This is a genomic window from Methylomonas sp. BG-2 (assembly GCF_057766305.1).
Genome location: NZ_JBYMAP010000004.1, coordinates 1 through 22,065, shown reverse-complemented (window position 1 = coordinate 22,065; position 22,065 = coordinate 1). Strand labels below are relative to the sequence as shown.

At 59.1% G+C, this 22,065-nt stretch carries 23 protein-coding genes; 14 read left to right on the top strand and 9 right to left on the bottom strand.

Annotated features, from left to right (window positions below; genetic code table 11):
• The first annotated feature begins 7 nt into the window (after positions 1-7).
• Genes AC3B8H_RS00915 through yacG form a run of 4 tightly spaced genes read left to right on the top strand, consistent with a single transcriptional unit; the run spans position 8 to position 2,455 of the window.
• On the top strand, positions 8-874 hold the full coding sequence (locus AC3B8H_RS00915) for a prepilin peptidase (protein WP_488439746.1): 867 nt from the start codon (positions 8-10) through the stop codon (positions 872-874).
• Positions 874-1,485 carry a dephospho-CoA kinase gene (coaE, locus tag AC3B8H_RS00910; RefSeq protein WP_488439745.1) on the top strand — a complete coding sequence of 204 codons (612 nt, stop codon included), beginning with the start codon at positions 874-876 and terminating at the stop codon, positions 1,483-1,485. The genes AC3B8H_RS00915 and coaE overlap by 1 nt, the downstream gene beginning before the upstream one ends.
• Positions 1,482-2,252, top strand: coding sequence for a cell division protein ZapD (gene zapD, locus AC3B8H_RS00905; RefSeq protein ID WP_488439744.1), 771 nt, complete (start codon positions 1,482-1,484; stop codon positions 2,250-2,252). The genes coaE and zapD overlap by 4 nt, the downstream gene beginning before the upstream one ends.
• On the top strand, positions 2,252-2,455 hold the full coding sequence (gene yacG, locus AC3B8H_RS00900; RefSeq protein WP_488439743.1) for a DNA gyrase inhibitor YacG: 204 nt from the start codon (positions 2,252-2,254) through the stop codon (positions 2,453-2,455). The genes zapD and yacG overlap by 1 nt, the downstream gene beginning before the upstream one ends.
• Here yacG and AC3B8H_RS00895 read toward each other — a convergent pair.
• From AC3B8H_RS00895 to AC3B8H_RS00880, 4 genes are read right to left on the bottom strand one after another with little or no spacing between them, the layout of a single operon-like run.
• A complete protein-coding gene (locus AC3B8H_RS00895) occupies positions 2,440-3,396 on the bottom strand; it encodes a Nudix family hydrolase (RefSeq protein ID WP_488439742.1) in 957 nt (318 codons plus the stop codon). The genes yacG and AC3B8H_RS00895 overlap by 16 nt on opposite strands.
• Before the next feature lies 1 nt (position 3,397).
• Complete coding sequence (gene argJ / locus AC3B8H_RS00890) at positions 3,398-4,612, bottom strand: bifunctional glutamate N-acetyltransferase/amino-acid acetyltransferase ArgJ (protein WP_488439741.1); 1,215 nt, start codon at positions 4,610-4,612, stop codon at positions 3,398-3,400.
• Positions 4,613-4,657: 45 nt separating this feature from the next.
• On the bottom strand, positions 4,658-4,882 hold the full coding sequence (locus tag AC3B8H_RS00885) for a sulfurtransferase TusA family protein (RefSeq protein ID WP_488439740.1): 225 nt from the start codon (positions 4,880-4,882) through the stop codon (positions 4,658-4,660).
• A complete protein-coding gene (locus AC3B8H_RS00880) occupies positions 4,879-5,922 on the bottom strand; it encodes a tRNA (5-methylaminomethyl-2-thiouridylate)-methyltransferase (RefSeq protein WP_488439739.1) in 1,044 nt (347 codons plus the stop codon). Before AC3B8H_RS00880 ends, AC3B8H_RS00885 begins: the two co-directional genes overlap by 4 nt.
• A 118-nt stretch (positions 5,923-6,040) precedes the next feature.
• On the opposite strand from AC3B8H_RS00880, the gene AC3B8H_RS00875 reads away from it, so the two are divergent.
• The 4 genes from AC3B8H_RS00875 to AC3B8H_RS00860 all read left to right on the top strand — a co-directional run bounded on the left by AC3B8H_RS00875 (position 6,041) and on the right by AC3B8H_RS00860 (position 9,178).
• On the top strand, positions 6,041-7,198 hold the full coding sequence (locus AC3B8H_RS00875; protein WP_488439738.1) for a PilT/PilU family type 4a pilus ATPase: 1,158 nt from the start codon (positions 6,041-6,043) through the stop codon (positions 7,196-7,198).
• A 252-nt stretch (positions 7,199-7,450) separates the two neighbouring features.
• Positions 7,451-7,663: a DUF6447 family protein gene (locus tag AC3B8H_RS00870; RefSeq protein ID WP_488439737.1), complete on the top strand. Its 213-nt coding sequence runs from the start codon at positions 7,451-7,453 to the stop codon at positions 7,661-7,663.
• A 30-nt stretch (positions 7,664-7,693) separates the two neighbouring features.
• Positions 7,694-8,536: an endonuclease/exonuclease/phosphatase family protein gene (locus AC3B8H_RS00865; RefSeq protein ID WP_488439736.1), complete on the top strand. Its 843-nt coding sequence runs from the start codon at positions 7,694-7,696 to the stop codon at positions 8,534-8,536.
• A 102-nt stretch (positions 8,537-8,638) separates the two neighbouring features.
• A complete protein-coding gene (locus AC3B8H_RS00860; protein ID WP_488439735.1) occupies positions 8,639-9,178 on the top strand; it encodes a hypothetical protein in 540 nt (179 codons plus the stop codon).
• Between the two features lie 535 nt (positions 9,179-9,713).
• Here AC3B8H_RS00860 and AC3B8H_RS00855 read toward each other — a convergent pair.
• The 4 genes from AC3B8H_RS00855 to AC3B8H_RS00840 form a co-directional block, all read right to left on the bottom strand.
• Complete coding sequence (locus AC3B8H_RS00855; RefSeq protein WP_488439734.1) at positions 9,714-10,046, bottom strand: NGG1p interacting factor NIF3; 333 nt, start codon at positions 10,044-10,046, stop codon at positions 9,714-9,716.
• A 22-nt stretch (positions 10,047-10,068) separates the two neighbouring features.
• Entirely contained in the window at positions 10,069-10,218 is a 150-nt protein-coding gene (locus tag AC3B8H_RS00850) for a hypothetical protein (RefSeq protein WP_157197959.1), read from the bottom strand.
• A 14-nt stretch (positions 10,219-10,232) separates the two neighbouring features.
• The gene (lexA, locus tag AC3B8H_RS00845) at positions 10,233-10,859 is read right to left on the bottom strand and encodes a transcriptional repressor LexA (protein WP_488439733.1); all 627 of its coding nucleotides are present in this window, start codon (positions 10,857-10,859) and stop codon (positions 10,233-10,235) included.
• Between the two features lie 108 nt (positions 10,860-10,967).
• Positions 10,968-12,368, bottom strand: a complete 1,401-nt coding sequence (locus tag AC3B8H_RS00840; RefSeq protein WP_488439732.1) for an exonuclease domain-containing protein — start codon at positions 12,366-12,368, stop codon at positions 10,968-10,970.
• 109 nt (positions 12,369-12,477) lie between these two features.
• Between AC3B8H_RS00840 and AC3B8H_RS00835 the strand changes: the two genes are divergently transcribed.
• The 4 genes from AC3B8H_RS00835 (at position 12,478) to AC3B8H_RS00820 (ending at position 17,409) form a co-directional block, all read left to right on the top strand.
• A complete protein-coding gene (locus AC3B8H_RS00835; RefSeq protein WP_488439731.1) occupies positions 12,478-12,879 on the top strand; it encodes a hypothetical protein in 402 nt (133 codons plus the stop codon).
• A gap of 111 nt (positions 12,880-12,990) precedes the next feature.
• Entirely contained in the window at positions 12,991-13,656 is a 666-nt protein-coding gene (locus tag AC3B8H_RS00830) for a response regulator transcription factor (RefSeq protein WP_488439730.1), read from the top strand.
• Positions 13,653-14,978: an ATP-binding protein gene (locus AC3B8H_RS00825; protein WP_488439729.1), complete on the top strand. Its 1,326-nt coding sequence runs from the start codon at positions 13,653-13,655 to the stop codon at positions 14,976-14,978. The genes AC3B8H_RS00830 and AC3B8H_RS00825 overlap by 4 nt, the downstream gene beginning before the upstream one ends.
• A gap of 106 nt (positions 14,979-15,084) precedes the next feature.
• Positions 15,085-17,409, top strand: coding sequence for a TonB-dependent receptor family protein (locus AC3B8H_RS00820; protein ID WP_488439728.1), 2,325 nt, complete (start codon positions 15,085-15,087; stop codon positions 17,407-17,409).
• Between the two features lie 153 nt (positions 17,410-17,562).
• Here AC3B8H_RS00820 and AC3B8H_RS00815 read toward each other — a convergent pair whose 3' ends face one another.
• The gene (locus AC3B8H_RS00815; RefSeq protein WP_488439727.1) at positions 17,563-18,438 is read right to left on the bottom strand and encodes a LysR substrate-binding domain-containing protein; all 876 of its coding nucleotides are present in this window, start codon (positions 18,436-18,438) and stop codon (positions 17,563-17,565) included.
• Between the two features lie 373 nt (positions 18,439-18,811).
• Here AC3B8H_RS00815 and katG point away from each other — a divergent pair, with 373 nt between their 5' ends.
• Entirely contained in the window at positions 18,812-21,034 is a 2,223-nt protein-coding gene (katG, locus tag AC3B8H_RS00810) for a catalase/peroxidase HPI (RefSeq protein ID WP_488439726.1), read from the top strand.
• Positions 21,035-21,673: 639 nt separating this feature from the next.
• A partial coding sequence (locus AC3B8H_RS00805) for a HupE/UreJ family protein (RefSeq protein ID WP_488439725.1) occupies positions 21,674-22,065 on the top strand: 392 nt, incomplete at its 3' end.

The following is a 22,065-nucleotide window of genomic DNA, read 5'->3' as shown; positions in this document are numbered from 1 at the left end:
AGATACTATGTTGACATTGTTGGAACAATTTCCGCCTCTGCTGATCGGCGTGGCGCTAGTGCTCGGTCTGCTGGTCGGCAGCTTCTTGAATGTGGTGATTTACCGTTTGCCGCTGATGCTGCAACGCGATTGGCGGCGCGATTGCCACGAGTTTCTGCAACTGCCCTATTCGGAGCCCGCCGAGGTGTTCAACTTGATGTGGCCGGCGTCGCATTGCCCGTCCTGCAATGCGCCGATCCAGGCCTATCGGAATATTCCGGTGCTGAGCTATTTGCTGTTGGGCGGTCGGTGCGCGCACTGCGGCACCGCGATCGCTTGGCGTTATCCGCTGGTGGAAGCGCTTACCGGATCATGTTCCGCGCTGGTGGCCTGGAAGCTGGGCTTCGGACCGGGCACGGCGTTCGGCTTGCTGTTGACCTGGAGCTTGATTGCATTGAGCTTCATCGATCTCGACCATCAATTGTTGCCCGACAACATGACTCTGCCGATGCTGTGGCTGGGTTTGTTGCTGAGTCTGTTCGAGGTTTATACCGATCCGCATGACGCGATCATCGGCGCGGCGGCCGGCTACTTGGTGCTGTGGAGCGTTTATCAAGGCTTCAAATTGCTGACCGGCAAGGAGGGTATGGGCTATGGCGACTTCAAGCTGCTGGCCTTGCTCGGCGCCTGGTTCGGTTGGCAATATCTGCCGCAGATCGTGTTGTTGTCGTCCTTGTTCGGCGCGTTGGTCGGCGTGACGATGATCGCGACCGGCCGGCGCGAAGCGTCCAAGCCCATGCCGTTCGGGCCCTATCTGGCGGCGGCCGGCTGGATAGCCCTGTTGTGGGGTGACGACATCAACCGCTGGTATCTGCATTTTGCCGGATTAAGCTGATGCTGACGATCGGCTTGACCGGCGGCATCGGTTGCGGCAAAACCACGGTTTGCCGGCTGTTCGAGGCGCTGGGAGTACCGATTATCGATGCCGACCTGATAGCCCGGCAGTTGGTGGCACCGGGCCAACCTGCCTTGCGAGACATCGTCGCGGCGTTCGGCAACGCGGTTTTGCAAGCCGACGGTTCGCTGAATCGCGCGCTGTTGCGCGACCAGGTGTTTGCCGATCCGCTGCAAAAGCGCTGTTTGGAGGGGATACTGCATCCCTTGGTTTATGCCGAAATCGCCAGCCAAGTCGCCGGTTTGGCTCGGCCCTACGCGGTTGTCGCGGTACCGTTATTGCTGGAAACCGGCGGCGAAAGTTGGGTGGATAGGGTATTGGTGGTCGATTGCTCGCCGGAGGAGCAACTGCGGCGGGTGTTGGCTCGAGATGGATTGGCGATTGATCAGGCGCGGGCCATCATCGCCAGCCAACTCTCCCGAGAGGCGCGCCTGGCGCGGGCCGACGACGTTTTGGATAACGGCGGCGATCCCGAGCGGCTTGCAGAACAGGTTAAAAGCCTGCACAATTCCTATAATTTATTGGCCTCTGTTAGGACACCCACGGCTTGAATACTCTCACCATCTACGAATTCCCCCTGAATGAGCGAATTCGTGTGTTTATGCGCTTGGAGCAGCTCTTTCAACAACTCAGTCACTTTATGTTGGGCGCCTCGGTGTTCGACAAACGCGCCGCGATTTCCGTCCTGTTGGACATTTTGACCATCTTCAGCCGTAGCGATCTGAAATCCGAATTACTCAAGGAGCTGGACAGGCATACTAAAGTCTTGAACCAATTGGCCAATAGTCAAGGCGTTGACGCGGAAAAACTCCAGGAGATTTTAGCCGAGGTCAGCCAAGCCAGCCGCAGCCTTTACAGTGCCAACGGCAAGATCGGCATCAGCGTCATGGAAAGCGATTTGTTTCAAAGCATTTCCCAACGCAACTCGATACCGGGCGGCAGTTGTTCGTTCGATTTGCCGGCGTTTCATTACTGGTTGGAGCAGGACGAGGCCGAACAACAAAAGGACCTGGAGCGCTGGACTCAGCCCTTCGTGGCGATTCGGGTGGCGATAGACCTGATCCTGGGCTTCATTCGTCAAAGTCACGTGCCGACTCAAGAAGTCGCCAAGGCCGGATTCTTTCAGTTGGCGTTGGACAAAAGCCATCCGGTGCAATTGCTGCGGGTCGGGATCGCGGCGGCCTTGCCGTGTTTCGCCGAAATCAGCGGCGGCAAACACCGCTTCAGCATCCGCTTCATGAAGCCGTCCACCGACGAAAATCGCCCCAACCAAATACTCGACGATATCGACTTTCAATTGACCCGCTGCATGTTCTGATGAGCGCCCGTTCCACGACGACAGTGGCTTGCCCCACGTGTCGAAAACCGGTGGCCTGGGTGGCCGCCGAAACGTTCAAGCCCTTCTGTTCCGAGCGTTGCAAGCTGATCGACCTCGGCGATTGGGCCACCGAGGCCCATAAGATTCCCGGCGAACCGCTAGCCGACGAGCCGTCCGACGACGATGCCTACCCCGACAATTGAGCGGCATTCAAAAATGCGCTGATCCCGGCGATGCCTTGCGCGCCGGCACTGGCGGCGCGGGCGCCGTCCTCGCGTAGCAGGCCGCCCAGCGCGTAAACCGGCAAACCGACCCGCTCGACCAACGCCGCGAAGCGCTCCCAACCCAATGCGGTCGCGCCCGGATGCGAGGCGGTCGGCTGGACCGGTGCCAGTACCGCGAAATCCAATCCCAAATCCTCCGCCAAGCGCAGTTCGTCCAAATCGTGGCAGGACGCCGCGACCCAGCGATAGCCGTCCGGCCGGGTTATGCAAGCGCGCAAGGCCCGGCTACTCAGGTGTAAGCCGGCGAAACTGGCGTCGGTTACCGGCAGATCGGCGTTAATCATCAGCGTGACGTCGGCGCCGCCAGCGTCTGAGACGATGCGTTCCAGCGTGGCGGAGAGTTCGGCCGCCGCCAACGATTTCAGCCGGATTTGCATCAGCCGGATGCCTTGTTCGACCAGCAGACGATAGCGCTCCAAGGCTTGCCGCGGCGTGGCGGCCTCCAGGATGGCGTATTCCCTGGGCAATCGGGCAGCGGCGATGATGGGGCGGTTAGCAGCCGGAAAAGCGAAGTCGTTTAGCTGTTCGGCGCCGACCCACTGCATGGCTTGGCCTTCGCGGCCGTGGGCTTGGCCTTCGAATTGCCGAATTTCCCAAACATCGAGCAACACTTGGCGGTCGCCGTAATCGTGAGTGAGCTTGATCAGCGGCGTGGCGTCCACGACGCGAATGCCGACTTCCTCGTGCAGCTCGCGGCGCAAGGCCTCCAATACGGTTTCGCCGGCTTCGACCTTACCGCCCGGAAATTCCCAGAGGCCGCCCTGGTGGGCCGTCCTTGCCCGCTCGGCGATCAGGATCCGGCCGTCGCGGCCGCGAATCACGCCCACCGCGACATGCAGCGGGCGGCTGGCGCCAAGCATCTCAGGTGCGGTATTCGGCGTTGATCTTGACGTAGTCGTAGGAGAAATCGCAGGTCAGCACTTCCTCGCACGCCTCGCCCCGGCCCAGTCTGACCGTGACCAGAATCTCCTCCTGGTTCATCACGCGTTGACCGTCCTGTTCGGTGTACAGCGGCGAGCGGCCGCCGTTCTCGACGATGCAGACGGTACCCAGATAAATCTCGATGTTTTCCAACACCAGATTTTCGACGCCGGCCCGGCCCACCGCGGCCAGAATACGGCCCCAATTGGGGTCGCTGGCAAAGAACGCGGTTTTGACCAGTGGCGAGTGGGCAATGGTCTTGGCGACTTGCACCGCTTCGGCGGTGCTCGAAGCTTTTTCGACCCGGATGCGGATCAATTTGGTGGCGCCTTCGCCATCCCGAATGATCAGTTCGGCCAGCCGTTTGCAGACAGTGGTGACCGCATCGGCAAATTTTGCGTAGTGCTCGCTACCGGCCAGAATTTCCGGCGCGGTGCTTGCACCGCTGGCCAGCAGCACGCAGGCGTCGTTGGTGGAGGTGTCGCCATCGACGCTAATCCGGTTGAACGAGACTTCGGCCGCCGCCGTCAGGCATTGCTGCAACAAGGCTGAGTCTATTGTCGCGTCGGTGGCGATGAAACCCAGCATGGTTGCCATATTGGGTTGGATCATGCCGGCGCCCTTGGAAATGCCGGTGATCGCGACCGGATGGCCGTCGATGTCGATGACGGTCGATGCGCCTTTCGGGAAGGTGTCGGTGGTCATGATCGCGCGGGCGGCCTTGTCCCAGTGGGTCTCGGCCAGATCGGCGACCGCCTTGGGTAGCGCGGCGGTCAACTTGGCGACCGGCAGCGGCTCGCCGATGACGCCGGTCGAAAACGGCAGCACTTGTTGGGCGATGCCCTCGACTTCGCCGGCCAGACTGGCGCAGCAGGCGAAGGCGTCCTGCAGGCCTTGCTTGCCGGTGCCGGCGTTGGCATTGCCGGAGTTGACCAGCAGCCAGCGCGGCGCCATGCTCAGATGGGATTTAGCCAATTGGACCGGCGCGGCGCAAAAGGCGTTCTGGGTGAACACCGCGGCGCAACCGCCGCCGTCGGCCATTTCGACGACCAGAATGTCGTCGCGTTGGGTTTGTTTAATGCCTGCGTTGCAGGTGCCCAGTTTGACGCCTTGGATGGCGTGCATGACCGGAAATTCGATGTGACCTACTGCCATTTTCTATCCTGTTAACCCTGTGGTCCGAAAACTCTGACGTGGAACCTAGCCCACTTGTAAAACAATAACATACTCGCCGTTTTCCGCGCGGGCCTCCAACACGGCGTGGCCGTTAATCCGGCACCAGGCCGGAATGTCCTGCATCACGCCGGGATCGGTGCATTCCACGGTCAGTATGTCGCCGCTTTGCAGGGTTTTGACTTTGTCCTGGGTGCGGATCACCGGCAACGGACAAAGCAGGCGGCGGGCGTTTAAAGTGATCTCGCTCATACGAACCAAGCCTCGGGGATTTGGTCGGCCGCCAACGGCGCCACGCTGATTTGCCACTCGTTGCCTTGCCGGTCGCGTATCGTGACGTCCACGGTCTCGGCATCGCGGCCTTGGCCGTAACGGGCCAGGATGCGGGCGGCCAGTCGCAGGTCGTCTTCGTCCGGCGTGCCGTCGATCAGCACCAGCGGCCCACGGTGGCTCGCGCAATTCATGCTGACGAATTCTTTTTTGTAGCCGCTCATGAAACGGGCCTCGCCGTCCTCGCGGGCCACGATCAATTTAAAGTGGGGCTTGGGCCGAATATGCCGGCCGACTTTCAACAGCATCACGTCGTCCAGGTCGTAGTCGCGTTTGCCGCGCGACTGCCACAAGTCGGCCAATTTTTGGGAATAGGCGGCGTCGGTCAAAAAGCAGCAACCGCCGGCCGGCTGGGCGTAATCGCTGAAGCCGTATTGCTTGGCCAGCGCCATCTGCGGCTTGCGCGAGCGGCCGCTGAAGCCGAATAATTTTTCCCGGCTGATCCAACCCTCGCGTTCCGGGAGCGTGGCCGGCAGGTTTTGCGCGGATAAGGGGCGCACCAGCAAGTCGTCGGCGCCGGATTCGGCGGCGACGATGGGCATGGTCTGCTTGCGTTGCGACATCGGCCGCTGGCCGACGACTTCGCCGGTGATGATGAAGTCGAAGCCGTTTTCGGCCATCCATTGCTTGGCCTTGTTGACCATGAAAATCTTGCAGTCCAGGCAGGGATTCAGATTGGCGCCGTAGCCGTGCTTGGGATTCAGCAATACCTGCTTGTATTCTTCGATGATGTCGATGATATGCAGCTTGATGCCCAGTTGCTCGGCGACCCACAGCGAATTGTTGCGCTTGATCTTGTCGGCGTCTTGCTTGCGGATCGCATGCGTATGGCCCTCTACGCAAAAGCCGGTGAAAAAATTGATGGCCTCGACGTGTATACCCTGCTCGAGGATGGCCTTGGTCGCCAGCATGGAATCCAGGCCGCCGGAAATCAGGGCTACCGCCTTACGTTGTTGAATCATAACCGCAAACGTCTAATCGAGAAAAAGCCGGTCATTATACCGGTTCGGCGTGGCCGGGCTTCAACTTGTTGATGGCTTGGCCTACACTTGGGCGGACTTCCCGACGCGAGGCTGTGCAATGGAATTTAAAGATTACCTGAAAATTTTGGTTCAACAAGACGGTTCGGATTTGTATCTGACCGTCGGCGCGCCGCCGGCCGCGAAATTTCAGGGCGCGCTGCGGCCACTGGAAAACGTTCGGTTGACCAACGAAAGGCTGCGGGAGATCGCCCATGCCGTTATGGACGCCGAACAGCGCGCCGCCTTCGAACAGGTGCCGGAAATGAATCTGGCCATCGCCGAAGAGGGCGTGGGCCGATTCCGGGTGAACATTTTCAAGCAGCGCAGCAATTACGCACTGGTGATCCGCAACATCAAGGTCGATATCCCCAACGCCGACAGTTTGGGCTTGCCGCAGGTGTTGAAGGACAAAATCATGGAAAAGCGCGGCTTGATCTTGTTCGTCGGCGGCACCGGCTCCGGTAAATCCACCTCGCTGGCGGCCTTGATCGATTACCGCAACAGCCATGCATCCGGCCACATCATTACCATCGAAGATCCGATCGAATTCGTGCATCCGCACAAGAAATCGCTGGTCAATCAGCGCGAGGTCGGCGTCGACACGCTCAGCTACGAAGACGCGCTGAAGAACACCCTCCGCCAAGCGCCCGACGTGATCCTGATCGGCGAGATACGCAGCCAGGAGACGATGGAACACGCGCTGGCCTTTGCCGAAACCGGCCACCTGTGTCTGTCGACCTTGCACGCCAACAATGCCAACCAAGCCTTGGACCGGATCATCAATTTCTTTCCGGAAGAACGGCGTCCGCAATTGCTGATGGACTTGTCGCTGAACTTACAGGCCTTTGTGTCGCAACGCTTGGTGCCGACCGTGGAAGGCAAGCGGGTAGCGGCGATCGAGATTTTGCTGGGTAGCAAACTGGTCAGCGATTTGATCCAGAAAGGCGATGTACACGCGATCAAGGAAGCAATGGAAAAATCGGAAAATATCGGTATGCAAACCTTCGACAGCCATTTGCTCAGGCTCTACAAAAGCGGCGTGATTTCGCTGGACGAAGCGCTGCGCAACTCCGACTCGCCGAACAACCTAAAACTCAAGATCAACCTCAGCGAAGGCCTGGGTTCGGCGACCGGCGACAAATCCAACTTGGCCGATACGCTGTCGTTGCAGGAGATCGTCAAGCCCGAGGAAGGAGAGGACGAGGGCGGACATTGATTGGCTTCGGTCCCGGAATGGACAGCGGCGTGGCTGCCGCGGCGGATGGGGCCGCCGCGTTCCAGCTTCGCTGATGCCTAAGATTGCGCCGGCGCGTTCGATTTCGCCATCCATCCGCCGGCTCCGCCGTTTTCGCCCAAAACGGGCTGGCGTGGCCGCCGATAACGAATTTGTAATATTCCCCGGCTAAACTGCAACGCGGTTGGGCGCGCATGCCCAACCGATCACTTTGATCTATTCCGGAAATAATCGATGGCCGACCCAAATACCAACATGCCAACCCTGACGATAGGCGACAAGACTCACCCGATCGACAGTCTGAGCGACATCGCAAAGACTCAACTGTCCAATCTGCAAATCGTCGATGCCGAAATCCAGCGGCTGCAACAACAGTTGGGCATAGCCCAAGTCGCGCGGGAAAGTTTTCTCGCCACCTTGCAGGCCGAGTTCGCCAAATTGGGTTGAGGTCATCGGCAACCGCCGTCGTCCGGAATCATGGCGTTCACGCTGTTAACCCTCAATCTGCATACCTATCAGCAACACCCTCGGCAAAATTGTTTCGAAACCATGCATTTGCACGAGCGCGAAGTGCAAATCGTCGCCGAAGCCATCGCCCAGCAGCGCATCGACGTTGCCTGTTTTCAAGAAGTCGGGGAGTACCGGCACGATCCAATCACGCATCCGTATGGGGAGTCGCCGTCGAATATGGCGTTTCGGATTTGTCGGCGTTTAAGGGAATGGGGGGATTGGTTTCATATCCACCAGGATTGGAGCCATATCGGTTTTCACCAATGGCGGGAAGGCACGGCCATTTTAAGCCGCTATCCGTTGCGGCATAACCATGCCGCTTACGTGTCTCACGATTGCGGCAAGGATAATTATATGTCGCGCAACGTGACCGTCAGTTGCATCGACCTGCCGCGATTTGGCTTGCTGCACGTCGCCAACGTGCATCTAAGTTGGGCGCACCACGGCTTTCACGAAGAATACGCCCGCTTGAAACAGTTGATCGCTTCCCGCCTGCATTTCGGCGTCAGAGGCGATTTGATTGTCGGCGATTTCAACGCGCCGGCCGGCGACCAAGCCTACCGGCACATTGTCGGCAACGGCGAATACGTCGATCAATATTTCGAGCTGCATCCGCATCGGTTTCACGAGCCGACCTTTCGCGGGCAGATCGACGGCTGGCGGCATAGTCCGCCTCGGCGTATCGATTACATCTTCAAACGGAACGGACATCCCTTGCGTATCCGCGAGATGAAGCCGATCTTCAACGATGAATTCTATCCCGTGGTGTCGGACCACTTCGGTTATCTGGCTCGATTCGAGCTTTTTTAAGCAGGGGGCCTGGCGTCAAATTGCGGTAACCGAACCTTAATCGTTCTGTCATCGGGCTCCCGCTACAATCCTCGCATTCCTTTCCGAACTGGAAGCAATGCAATGAAAGTCCGCGTTCCGATTTGCCTGGCGATTGGTTTGCTCTGGGGTTGCTCGACAGCCAACTTCCGCCAATCCGCGTGGCCGGAAAACGTGCCGGCGCATGCCGTGTTCGCCGAGCATTACCAGCGAGACCGCCGCAATGCCGAACTGCAAAGTTTGCCGGAATACCTGACCTGGGTCGAACGCTTTTACCTGGGGTGGGAGCTGCATCCGACCGGCTGGCTCGAAGTGAGCCGGGATTTGACGACCAAGCTGACCGACCCCTCGCAAAAACACCAAATGCAAGGAAAACTGGAGCGTTTGGGATTGGCTATCGCCGTGGAATGGGCCAAGGATAATACGGTGCGCCGCATCACGACCCGACATATCGGGATATGGGGCGAAGCCTTGCGCAAATCGGCCGAACGCGCCGAACTCCCGAGAATTCTCGACCGTGTGCTCGAAGACGTGGATAACTTGCTTAACAGTCGAATCGCGGCGGACGTGATTACCGAAAACCGTTTCTACATCGTTGACGACGTGCTCAACGAAATCAATTGAGCGAACGGCTGCCCGGATGGAGCATGCCTAGTTGCGAATCGCATAACCGACGCGAGCGATCTTTCCTGATCCGGTCAGCGATATCCGGCAGCGGCTAGGGCCGAAGCCTCCGGCGGGCCAAGCCTAACAGAGGGGAATCTCTATGCTTGGTGACGGAAAACAACTCAAAACTCGCTTGGTCCGCACTTCCCGTCGGATTGACCGGATAGCAACCCAGCTTGGGCGCGTATGAAAAGCCCTGGACGGTACTGTCAGGACCCTAAGCGGGGCCGCCGCCGGTTGCGGCGGCGCTGGGGGCAGTGTTGGGCGCGCCTTCGAGAGTCGCGAGGGTAAGGCCGAGACGCTGGGAAATGCCTTCCGGGGATTTTTATATCCGGTCGGGACGGTTTAGCGCGCGATAACGGTTGGTGGAAGTGCCTGCGGCGGATATGCAAGTCTGAAAAAAGCTGAAGGCTGTGCCTTCGGGCCGTTTTAAAATCCGAAAACGCGCCCCAGTCAACGCCTCGCGCCGATTCGAATTCAGCTGGCAAATCGGTTAATCGGCTTCCGGCAGCGCATCGGGATCGATCAAACGGTGGATTTCGTAAGCCGGTTGCTGATAAGGGTGACTGGCGATTAGCGCGGCCAGCGCCGGGCGAATCGCGGCCGGGCTGCAAACCATCTCGACTTTGAATTCCTCGACTTGCGTCAATTCGCCGGTTTGGCCGGTATAGGGCGCGCTACCCGGTAACGGACGGAATTGGCCGATGCCGAGAGTTTGCCAGCAGCAACGGTCGTAATTGCCGAAGCAGCCGGCACCGGCGGTGAACAGCGCGCTTTTGACCGGTTCCAGATGGCTGGCGGGTACGAAAAAACACAGCTTAAACATTGCCAATATCCGCCGGCTGGCGTCAACCGGTCGCCAGTAAAAACACACCCCACAATACGATCACCAACGTGATTTCTTCCAGCATATTGATCGCCGATTGACGGGCGACTCGGTTCAGCATCGCGACTTGGTTGGCTTTTTGGTCGCGCATGTGGACGGTGTGACGAATCATGGTTGCCTCCGGTTTTAAGGGTGGGTGTAACTGCGCATCTGGCCTACCAGCACACCTTGTATTTCCACTTGCTCTGGCCGAAAACGCATGGCCTGCATCTGAGAATTGGCGGGAACCAGTAGGGTTTCGTGGGGGTATTGCTCGATAAATTTCAAGGTGGCTTCGGCCTTATCGACCAAGGCCACGACAATCTCGCCGTTGCGGGCATGGCTGCGTTGCTCGATGACAACCCAGTCGCCGTCGAAGATGCCGGCTTCCTGCATGGAGTCGCCCTTGACCCGCAGGATGTAACAGGGTTTGTCGGTTTTCAGCGGCTCGGGTACCGCCATGTAGGCGATGTTTTCGATGGCTTCGATCGGCCGGCCGGCGGCGATATAGCCGACCAGCGGCAGCAGGCTGGCATCCCGAGCCGGGGCGGCCAGCGATTTGGCGTAATCGGTCAGGCGGATGCCGCGCTGCTTGCGTTCCGGTGCTTCGACCAGGTTGGCGTCGATCAGGGCCTTGATCTGGCTATGCAGAGAGCCGCGTGATTTCAAGCCCATCGCCGCGCACAATTCTTCCAGCGTCGGCGGATGGGCAAAACTGTCCTGGTTTTGCAGTAGAAAGTCGAACAGTGCTTGTTGTTTACGGGTCAGGGCCATGGTTGTTCTGTGTTTGTTTTGTAAGACTATACAAACAAAACAAATTAAGAACAAGTGTTTTTTATCGGTTCTATCAGCCGCCGCGCGGCGGTTCGGCGGGGCGGTGGTTTAGAAGTCTTGATCCGGGTCGAGCGTGGCGGGCGAGCGGCTTTTCAGCGGAATAATCCGGGCCTTTTTCAACATCTTGGCGAGCAAGGTATAGGTATCGCGGTCGAAAGCCGGCCTGCCGGCCTCGAGCAGCTCGGCGATGTCGGCCTCGGTGCGGGCGCTGCCCAGATAGCACCAGCGGTCGACGACGTGTATGTCGTCGCCTTCCCGAACGCCGATCGGACCGGGATGGGGCCAGGTCGCCAATTTAAGCTTTTGCATTGCGACCAGTAAACGGCTGGCATGCGCCAACGGCGGTTCGGCGCCGACGCAGGCGCCTAAGCATTTTTTTAATTGGTAGCCGAAACAGGGTCTTCCCCGCGCGGTTTTTTCCAGACCCAGTACGCTCAGGCACAAGCCGTGTTGTTCGGCCAGACCGCGCAAGGCTTTTTGGGCATCGCGCTGGCTGTGGTATAGACCGTACAGATTATCCTGATCGCCGAAATCCAGCGCATCGGCCCAGACCAGTTCGGGGCGCAATTGCTCGCCGTGCCGCGCCAGTTGCCAGGCACCCAGCGCATTCTTGCGGCGCAGGCGGCGGTTGTAGACCGGCATCATTTGTTTGATCAACTTGGCTTCGGTCAGTAGCGCGCCCAACTCGCCGGACGTTTCCAGCCAGTCGATGCGCCGAAGTTGCTGAGACAGATTCATTTCCTTATCGTGGCGGTGGTCGGCCGCGAAGTGGGCGAGCACCCGCTGGCGAATATTCACGCTTTTGCCGATGTAGAGCGGCAAATCGTTTTCGCCGTAAAACAAATACACGCCCGGCGCGTCGGGCAGGTCGTGCGTCAACAACGGGTCGATCTGCGAGGGCAGGCTGGATTTGCCGAGCAAACCGGCCACCGTGTCGGCCAAACGCTCGGACGGAAATTCGCGATGCAGCTGTTCCCAGAACTGATGAATCAATTGGGCGTCGGCCAGCGCGCGATGCCGGTCCTTGGCGGTCAGGCCATGCCGTTCGATCAGGCTGTCCAGATTGTGGTGGTGGAATTGCGGATAGAGTGCGCGCGACAATTTGACCGTGCAAAGCACTTGCGGCCGAAACGGCAGGTCCAGGCGCTTGAATTCGTTTTTCAGAAAGCTGTAATCGAAACGGGCGTTATGAGCAATGAAGATCCGCTCTTCCAACAGTTCCCAGACCTGGCGGGCAATCGCGGCGAAGGACGGCGCGCCGGCCACCATCTCGTTGCTGATACCGGTCATTTGTTCGATGAACAGTGGAATGCGCATTTGCGGGTTGACCAGCTGGCTCCATTCCCGGACGCCGTCGGCATCGACCAAGACAATACCGATTTCGGTAATCCGATCTTGCTGCGGCGAGGCGCCGGTGGTTTCCAAATCGACAAAGGCTAGGGCTGGCATGGTATTGAGTCGCTAAAATGCTGGATGGGCGGATGGGCCGAATTCATCCGCTCGTCGCGGATTTGTTGATAAGCTATGTCCCAAATAATAACTAAACGGGAGAGTAAACATGAAGGCTTCAATCAAGACAGTCACCGCGTTGGCGTTGGGCCTGGCGGTGGGCGATGCGCTGGCATACGGCAGTTCCTCCAGTTCCGGCCATTGCGACAAACCGATATTCAGTGAGTTTCAACCGGCGCCGAACAAATACCTGCAGTCGTTTACCGAATTCAGCTTTATTGCCTCGTCCAATACCACGACGACTTCCATTGTCGCCAATATCAGCGCCGGGTCTATTCAATATCATTTATCCGCCAAGGAGCTGAAGTTTTTTCCGCTGAAAAACGGCCAGACCGAAGTCAGGGGTAAATTGCCGCGGCCGATCGAGCACGGTTTCGCCCGGCTCAGCGTCACCGCGCACAGCAAGCCTGGCTGCGAGAAAACCGACGGATATTTGTTGCGAATTCAGTGATTGGCTCGGGCGGTTCGGTACTTGACCGTGTTGGCCGATAGGCACCTGAATGGAGGTTGGGAAGCCCGGCGGGGGTTGCGCCGGGCGCGGAGAAGGGACAGGTCTTAGACGATGAAATTGTTGTTGATAGAAGACGACGCCGCCTTGGCGGCACCGCTAAAGATGGACTTGGAGCGGGCCGGCTATGTCGTCGATACCGCCTCGGACGGCGAGCGCGGCGAATTTCTCGGCGCGACCGAACATTACGACGCGGCGATACTCGATTTGGGTTTGCCCAAATTGTCCGGCCTCGACGTTCTGAAACGCTGGCGGGATGCCGGAAATGCCACGCCGGTGATCGTCTTGACCGCCCGCGACGCCTGGTACGAAAAAGTGGATGGCTTCAAGGCCGGCGCCGACGATTATTTGGGCAAGCCGTTTCATCCGCAAGAATTGCTGGTCAGGCTGCAAGCCATTATGAAACGGGTTTACCGCCACAATCAGTTCACGTTGCAGGTGCTGGGTGTCCTGCTCGACGAGGACGAGCAAACCGCCTCGGTCAACGGTGGGGATGCCTATCCGTTGACCGCCATCGAATTTCGCTTGCTGCGCTACTTCATGCTGAACGCCGGCAAGGTACTGACCAAATCGCAATTGAGCGAACATATCTACAGCGAAGCGGACGAGCCGGACAGCAATGTTATCGAAGTCTATGTCAAACGCTTGCGCAAGATTGTCGGCAGCGACTTGATCCAGACCCGCCGGGGCCAGGGTTACGTGTTCGGAAGCCGGCCATGATGGCGCTGCGCCAGCGCCTGGGCCGCGGCCTGATCGCGGCGCTGTGCGTGATTTTCGTCGTGCATTGGGTCGCGGCGGATTGGGTGATCCGCACCGTCGCCGAGGGCCAGATGGCGAACCGGTTGGCCGACGACGGCTATTCCCTGCTGGAATCGCTGGCCTACGCCGACAACGATACGGTCACATTTATCCGTCCGCGGATCAGCTCGGTATACAGCCGGCCGCTGTCCGGCCATTACTATCTGGTCAAAATCGACGCCGAAGCCCACCCGTCGCCGTCGCTGCTGGATTTTTCGTTGCCGGTGCAAGCGGTCGGCCCCGAACAACAGACGCTTTATCATTTGTCAGGTCCGGAAAACCGCCCCTTGCTGGTGTTGGGCTTGGGCGCGGTGCGCTTCGGCCATCGAATCAACATTCATATCGCCGAGGATTTGTCGGCGGTCGATCACGATATCACCTGGATACGCGCCGCTTATTTTGCGTTGACGCTGACGATTCTGATGGGCGCGATCGGCGTGCTGAGCTGGGATGTCGGCCGGGCGTTGCGGCCGCTGACGGCGGTGGGCGGCGAACTGGAGCAAGTCTGCAGCGGCCGGCGCCAGCGTATCGAATTGGACGTGCCGGACGAGATCAAACCGCTGGTGAACGAGATCAACCATTTGCTGGAACTGGTCGCCCGGCGCTTGCAACAGTCCCGCACCGCGATCGGCAATCTGGCGCATGCGCTGAAACCGCCGATGGCCTTGTTGTTCCGGGTCGCCGAAGAGCCGGTATTTCTGGATCATCCCGACTTGCGCGGGCAAGTGCGGGGCCAAACCGAAACCATCCGGCGCTGCATCGAGCGGGAACTGAAACGGGCCCGGATCGCCGGCGACCAGCAAGCCAGCGCCGCCTTCAATCCGCGCCAGGAATTAGTCGCGCTGAAAAAAACCCTGCGGGCGATTTACGCCGATAAAGACCTGGATATTCAGTTGACCGCGCCGGACGCATCGGTGCATTTCGATCGGGAAGACATGATGGAAATGCTAGGCAACTTGCTGGACAACGCCTGCAAATGGGCGCGGCGGCGCGTTGACGTCGAACTGGCCTTTGCCGACGAGGTGCTGTTGCGGGTCGCCGACGACGGGCCGGGTTGCGCCGAAGCCGAATTGCCGGGATTGACCCGGCGCGGCAATCGGTTGGACGAGTCGGTGCAAGGCCACGGTCTGGGTTTGGGCATCGTCGCCGATATCGTCGAGAGTTACAAAGGCAGTTTGGAGTTCGGTCGCAGCAAGGCCTTGGGCGGTTTTTTGGTGACGCTGCGCCTGCCGTTGAGCCGTTAATTCATTGACCGTTTTTCAGTTTCGATTCACGCGAGTTCGTTAAATTGCGTTAAGCATCCGGGCTTCGGCCGGCGGATTCCGGCGGGAAAGCCGGCCGGGGCGGCGGATGCGCCTACTCAAATTCGAACGGGAATTGAACGAAATGCGGAATAACAACGGAATATGGCCGGCGCTGATCCTCGGCGCGCTGGCCCAGGGCGCGTTTGCCGGCGAAGCGGCCGAGTCGCCTCGAAATCAAACAGCGGACGCCGACCAAAGCGAGGCCTTGCCCAGCGTCGAAGTCGCCGAAAGCGTCGAGAAGGCCGCGACCTTCTCCGGCTCCACCTCGGTGATAACCAAGAAAACCCTGGAACGCGATCAGGTGTTCACCGTCAACGAAGCGCTGCGCAAGGCGCCGGGCGTTTACGTGCGTGACGAGGAAGGCTTCGGCTTGCGGCCGAATATCGCCTTTCGCGGCCAGAACCCGTTCCGCTCCACCAAGGTGTTGTTTCTGGAAGACGGCATACCCTTCAATTTCGCGCCCTACGGCGACAACGACATTTACTACCATCCGCCGATCGAACGCTACGACGGCATCGAGATCTATAAAGGCGCCGACTTGACTCAGTTCGGCCCGCAAACCATCAACGGCGCGATCAATTATTTGACGCCGAAGGTGCCAACCACGCCGGGCGGTTTTGTCGGTTTTACCGGCGGCAACCGCGACTATCTCAACGGCCACGCCCGCTACGGCGGCATGCTCAAGCACGTGCAAGGCCTGGACGCGGTTGGCGGCGTGGTCGATTTCATTCACAAGGAAGGCATGGAAAATCGCGACAATACCTTCGCCGTGGTGGACGACGCCAACCTGAAAAGCATCATCGATTTCGACGCCCGCAACCGCTTGACCCTGCGCGGCGACTTTTACCACCAGGACGAGCAAGGCGCCGCCTTCGGCTTGACCGACGCCGAATACCGCAAGCTCGGTGCCCGCTACAATCCGGATAAAAACGCCAGTTTCATTAACGACCGCTGGTCCACCTCGGCCACCTACGAGCACGGTTTCAACGACGACGTGACCTTGGAGACCAGCTTTTACTGGTCGTCCTACGAGCGCAACTGGTGGCGGCAGCAGAACGAATTTCCGACCGAAAACCAGTGTGTCGGCCGAGGAATTGCCACTTATGTGCAAGACCGGCAAAACGGCATCCCGGTGGATATGGATTTGTGCAATTACAACTCCGGCCGTTTACGAACCTACGAAACCTGGGGCGTGGCGCCGACCTTGCATGCCAGGCACCACTTGTTCGGCATCGAGAGCCAACTGGATGCCGGTTTTCGGGCGCATTTCGAGAACCAGTATCGGCGTTTTATTCGCGGCAGTTCGGCGGACGCGCGCGACGCCAGCAATCCTGGCGGCGGCAATTACGGCCAATTGACCGAAAACAACCAACGGTTCGCCGACGCTTATTCGGGGTTCTTGCAGAATCAATTCATCTGGCGCGATTGGACGTTCACGCCGGGCGTCCGGGTCGAGTCCGTCGGTTATGAACGTAAAAACCTGCTGCTTGGCACAACGGGTCAAAGCAGCCTGACGGAAATCTTGCCGTCGTTCGCGATGACGTATTCGCCGATCGATCAGGCCACGCTGTTCTTTGGTATCCACCGAGGTTTCGCGCCGCCCAGGGTCGAGGACGCGATTTACAACGACACCGGCGGCTCGGCCGAAATCGGCCCGGAAATCAGCTGGAATGCCGAGTTCGGTATCCGAGCCCGGCCGGCTCGCGGCGTCAAAACCGAGTTGACCTATTTTCATAACGATTTCGACGCCCTGACGGTATTGGGGACGGTCGGCGGCGGCACCGTGCCGGTCGCGCAAGGCAAGGCCCTTTACGAAGGCATCGAATGGCTGGCGCGGGCCGATTTCGGCGATGTGTTCAATTGGACCCACAATCCTTACGCGCAAATTGCCTACATGTGGCTGCCGACCGCCGAGACAACCGAGGCCTTCCGTTGCATGGCCTTGTCCAGCGGGGCAATACCCACGAGCTGTCCGGGCGGTTATGTGTTCGGTTCCGCGGCGGGCAAGCGGGCGCCGTACGCACCGGAAAGCTTGTTGACCGCGACCTTGGGTTACTCGCATCCCAGTGGCTTCGATGCGCATTTGGAAGCGGCTTTCGTCAGCGAGCAATATGCGGATTTCTTGAATCTGGAGAATGGCGCCGATCACCCGAGCGGGCCCACCAGCAGCGCCGCGCTGGGCGGCACTTACGGCAAAATCAACGACTACGTGGTCGTCAACTTCGCCAGCTCGTACAAAGTGCGGAAGGATTTGACCTTGTTCGTGGCGATGAAAAACTTGCTGGACAACACCTATATCGCCGATCGGGTGCGGGGCATACAGCCCGGCATGCCGCGCTTGGTGCAGGCGGGTTTCAAGTACGAGTTTTAGCGGGCGTGCAATCGCGTTCGCCCTGCTTCGTCCCCCAAATCGCAAAACTTGGGGGCGGCTTTTGCCGCTATCGAAGGTGTCCGGCTCGGGGAGGAAGCTCCGCTTGCCAGTAAAGTACGTCCAACGCGGCGCGCTTCGGCGGCGGATCGAATGTCAGACCACGGGCTTGTATGCCAGCAGTCCGGCCAGGTCCTCGAGCAAGCCGGCGCGGGGATGGGTCTTCAGCCATACCAGCGCGATGGTACGGCTGGGCCGCTGGCGGATCGGGATGTAGCGAATGTCCTTGTCGTCCGGTTGTACCGCGACGGATGGCATCAAGGTTACGCCGACGCCGTTCTTGACCATGTAGCGCAGGGTTTCCAGGCTGGACGCCCGGAAATCGTGTTCGACGAAGCGGGACGGATCGCACAGCTTCAACGCTTGATCGCGTAAACAGTGGCCTTCGTCCAGCAACAGCAGATGCTCTTGGGCCACCATGCCCAGCTCGACCTCGTCCAACTCGGCCAGCGGGTGGTCGGCGCAAACCGCCAACGTGAACGGGTCTTCAAATAAGCCGCGCTGCTCCAGCGCGTCGATGCTCACCGGTAGCGCCAGCAGCGCCGCGTCCAGCTTTTTGCCCAGCAGCAGTGCGATCAGAGCCTGGGTTTTTTCCTCGACCAACTGCAATTTCAGCTCCGGATAGTGTTGCTTGAGCCGAAACACGTACTCAGGCAGCACGTAACTCGCCAGCGTGGGGAAGGCGCCCAACGACAACTGATTGCGGTGCCGTCCGCTGGCGTGGGCGGCGATTTGCCGTATCGAGCGGGCGTCGTCCAGAATGCGGCGGGCGATGGGCAATATCTCGCGGCCGGCCTCGGTTAAATCCACGTGGTTTTTATCCCGCACGAACAAGTCCACGCCCAGATAATCCTCGAGCTTTTTGATCTGCGTGCTCAAGGTAGGCTGGCTGATCGAACAATGTTCGGCGGCTTGGCTGAAGTTTCTTAAATCCGCTACCGCGACCAGATAGCTTAAATCGCGCAAATTCATTCGTGGTAACCCCCTGTGGTTAAGCTGTGCCGAATTGAACCGGCGGCCGGAAACATTATCCATGATTGCGCGGGTTCCGCTGCTATTGATGCGAGCTATCGGCCCATCCAGGAAATCAATTTCAATTCGATGGCGTAGTTCGGTTGAATAGCCCCGCCGACAACGTTTCAAGGCGAGCGCGAAATTCGAGCGCTGTCCTTGGATAACACATCACCGGTTCGGGAATGCCGTCGCGGCCGAGGGCCGAACCGGCCGATTCCGAACATTGGCACTACAATTTTGCTTGCCCTCGCTTGGCCTGTTAGCGGCGAAGTCGACCGATTGGGCAATGGCAAGCATTTCGACCAACCATCATCAGGACTAGAGGTGCATCATGAAAACCCGACAAACCTTCCTGGCTTCCGCTTTGGCGGTCGCTATTACCGCGGCGTTGCACGCGATGCCGGCACAGGCCGACACGCAGCCCACCACCAACAGCTTTTGGTGGCCGGAGCAACTGAATCTGCAACCGCTGCGCCAAAACTCGGCCGAATCCAACCCGTTGGGCAAGGCCTTCAACTACGCCGAACAATTCAAAACCCTGGACTTGAAAGCGGTCAAACAAGACATCATCGCTGTCTTGCATACCTCGCAACCCTGGTGGCCGGCGGACTACGGCAACTACGGGCCTTTCTTCATCCGCATGGCTTGGCATAGCGCCGGCGTGTACCGCATCTTTGACGGTCGCGGCGGTGCGTCCGGCGGCCAGCAACGCTTCGAGCCGCTCAACAGTTGGCCGGACAACGTCAATCTGGACAAGGCTCGCCGCCTGTTGTGGCCGGTCAAGCAAAAATACGGCGCCAAACTGTCCTGGGCCGACTTGATGGTGTTGGCCGGAAACGTGGCGCTGGAGGATATGGGTTTCAAAACCCTCGGTTTTGCCGGCGGCCGTGCCGATGATTGGGAAGCCGAGAACGTCAATTGGGGCATGGAGAAAAAATTCCTGGCCGACGAACGCCACGACGCCAAAGGCGAACTGGCCAAACCCTTGGCCGCCGTGCAAATGGGCCTGATCTACGTCAATCCGGAAGGCCCGGGCGGCAACCCCGATCCGTTGGCCGCCGCCAAACATATCCGCGAAGCCTTCGGGCGGATGGCGATGAACGACGAGGAAACCGTGGCATTGATTGCCGGCGGCCACACCTTCGGCAAGGCTCACGGTGCGCATAAACCCGACGAATGCGTCGGCAAGGAGCCGGCCGCGGCCGGCGTCGAACAGCAAGGCTTGGGCTGGGCCAACCAATGCGGCGCGGGCAACGGCGTCGATACCATCAGCAGCGGCCTGGAAGGCGCCTGGTCGACCAACCCAACCCGCTGGACCCACGACTATCTGACCTGGTTGTACACCTTCGATTGGCAGCAAACCAAGAGTCCGGCCGGCGCGACGCAGTGGATACCCAAGGATAACAAGGGCGAAAACTTCGTGCCGGACGCCCACGATACGACCAAGCGCCACCCGCCGATCATGTTTACGACCGACTTGGCGCTGAAAATGGACCCGGAATATCAAAAGATTTCCAAACGCTTTCTGGATAACCCGAAAGAATTCGAAACCGCCTTCGCCAAAGCTTGGTTCAAGCTGTTGCACCGCGATATGGGACCCAAGGCCCGCTATGTCGGCGCCGAAGTGCCGGCCGAAGACTTTGTCTGGCAAGACCCGATTCCCAAAGTGGATCACAAACTGATTGACGCCAAGGACGTTGCGAAATTGAAATCGACCATTCTGGCGTCGGATTTGACGATACCGGAGCTGGTACGGACTGCCTGGGCCTCGGCGGCAACCTTTAGAGGCACCGACATGCGCGGCGGCGCCAATGGCGCCAGGATTCGGCTGGCGCCGCAGAAGGATTGGGAAGCCAACGATCCCGCCGAACTGGCCAAGGTGTTGGCTAAACTGGAAGCCATCCAGAACGACTTTAACCGCTCGCTGAAAGGCGGCAAAAAAGTCTCGCTGGCCGACGTGATCGTGCTGGGCGGCTCGGCGGCGGTGGAAGAAGCCGCCAAGAAAGCCGGTTTTAAAGTACAGGTACCGTTCAAGCCGGGCCGGATGGACGCCTCTCAGGAACAAACCGACGTGAATTCCGCAGCGGTACTGGAACCCAAAGCCGACGGTTTCCGCAATTACTTTGCAAAGGATAGCGCCCATTCACCAACCGAAATGCTGGTCGAGCGCGCCAGCTACCTGAGCTTGAGCGTGCCGGAAATGACGGTGCTGATCGGTGGCATGCGGGCGCTGGATGCCAACGCCGGCCACGCCAAACACGGCGTCTTCACCAGCCGGCCCGGCGAATTGACTAACGATTTCTTCGTCAATCTGCTGGATATGGGTACCCAATGGAGCAAGTCCGCGACCGAAGGCATTTACGAGGGCAAGGACCGGGCGACCGGCCAGCTGAAATGGACCGCGACGCCGGTGGACTTGATCTTTGGCTCCAACTCCGAGTTGCGGGCGGTGGCTGAAGTCTATGCATTCGACGACGCCAAGGACAAGTTCGTCCGGGATTTTGCCAATGCGTGGGCCAAGGTGATGGATTTGGATCGATTCGACGCGCGTTGACTACCGTTTGCTCGCCGCCCCACTTGTCACCTGTCCGGTCAAGTGGGGCGGCTTGCGAATCCCACCTTGCTTCACGATAAAGACGAGGCTCGGCGGTGTCGGAAGGCGGCGCGCCTGAATCCGTTCTCGGCCGGCCGGGTCGGGCGCCCCAGGCCGTTGTCGCGATCGCTTCTTGCACTCGAACACCGGCGCCTTATGCTGTCAATCGACAAAATTCCCACCCGCTGTCAAAAGGTGGGAACTCGGCCCTGTCGGCATCCGCCGCCGAGACCGGTTCTAGCGGCTTTGGGCACCGGCGTTGAGCAGGGACCGAAAAATTCCGAATCATTATGAAATATTTTTATTAGTTCATATCTCTGCTAGAATATGCTCGCCCTATTCGTCCAGCCGGCGTTGAGGTATTTCAGGTTGGCTTGGGCAAGGCGTAGCGATACCCTCATGGCTAGGGATCGGCCTATTGTTGGACTACGGTCCAAGTGCCGATCTTCTCGGTTCCGCCATGTCTTCACAGTTGTCATAGTCCGCTCTTGGCGCGGTTGCCTGGATTGAATCCTATCGGCCGGGCCAAGTTTTTCGTTGTTTTCCGGCAAGACGCCTGGGGTATCGGTCAGTATTCAACAGCGTTGATTGGAGGTAGCGATGAATGGCAAGGCAGGTTTTTTACAACGCATGATTGCGGTATTCCTCATGCAGCCTCTGGTTGTCGAGGCCCATCCGTTGCATTGGGCGGCTGAATCCCTCGGCTTTATCGGTGGTTTGCTCCATCCGGTGAGCGGCGCGGATCATCTGCTCACGATGCTGGCCGTCGGATTGTGGATTGCGCAAACCCCCGGTCTTTGGCGCGGTTTGCTGCCGTTGGGGTTTGTGGTGGCCATGGCAATCGGCTGCGGTTTGACGTTGGTCTCCGTCGAAATTCCCAGTGCCGAGGCGGTCACGATGGTTGCGATATCGACGCTGGGGTTATCGTTGGTCTTGGGGGCTAGAGTGCCGTTGGGCGTCGGACTGTTCAACATCGGGTTGGTGGCGGTGTT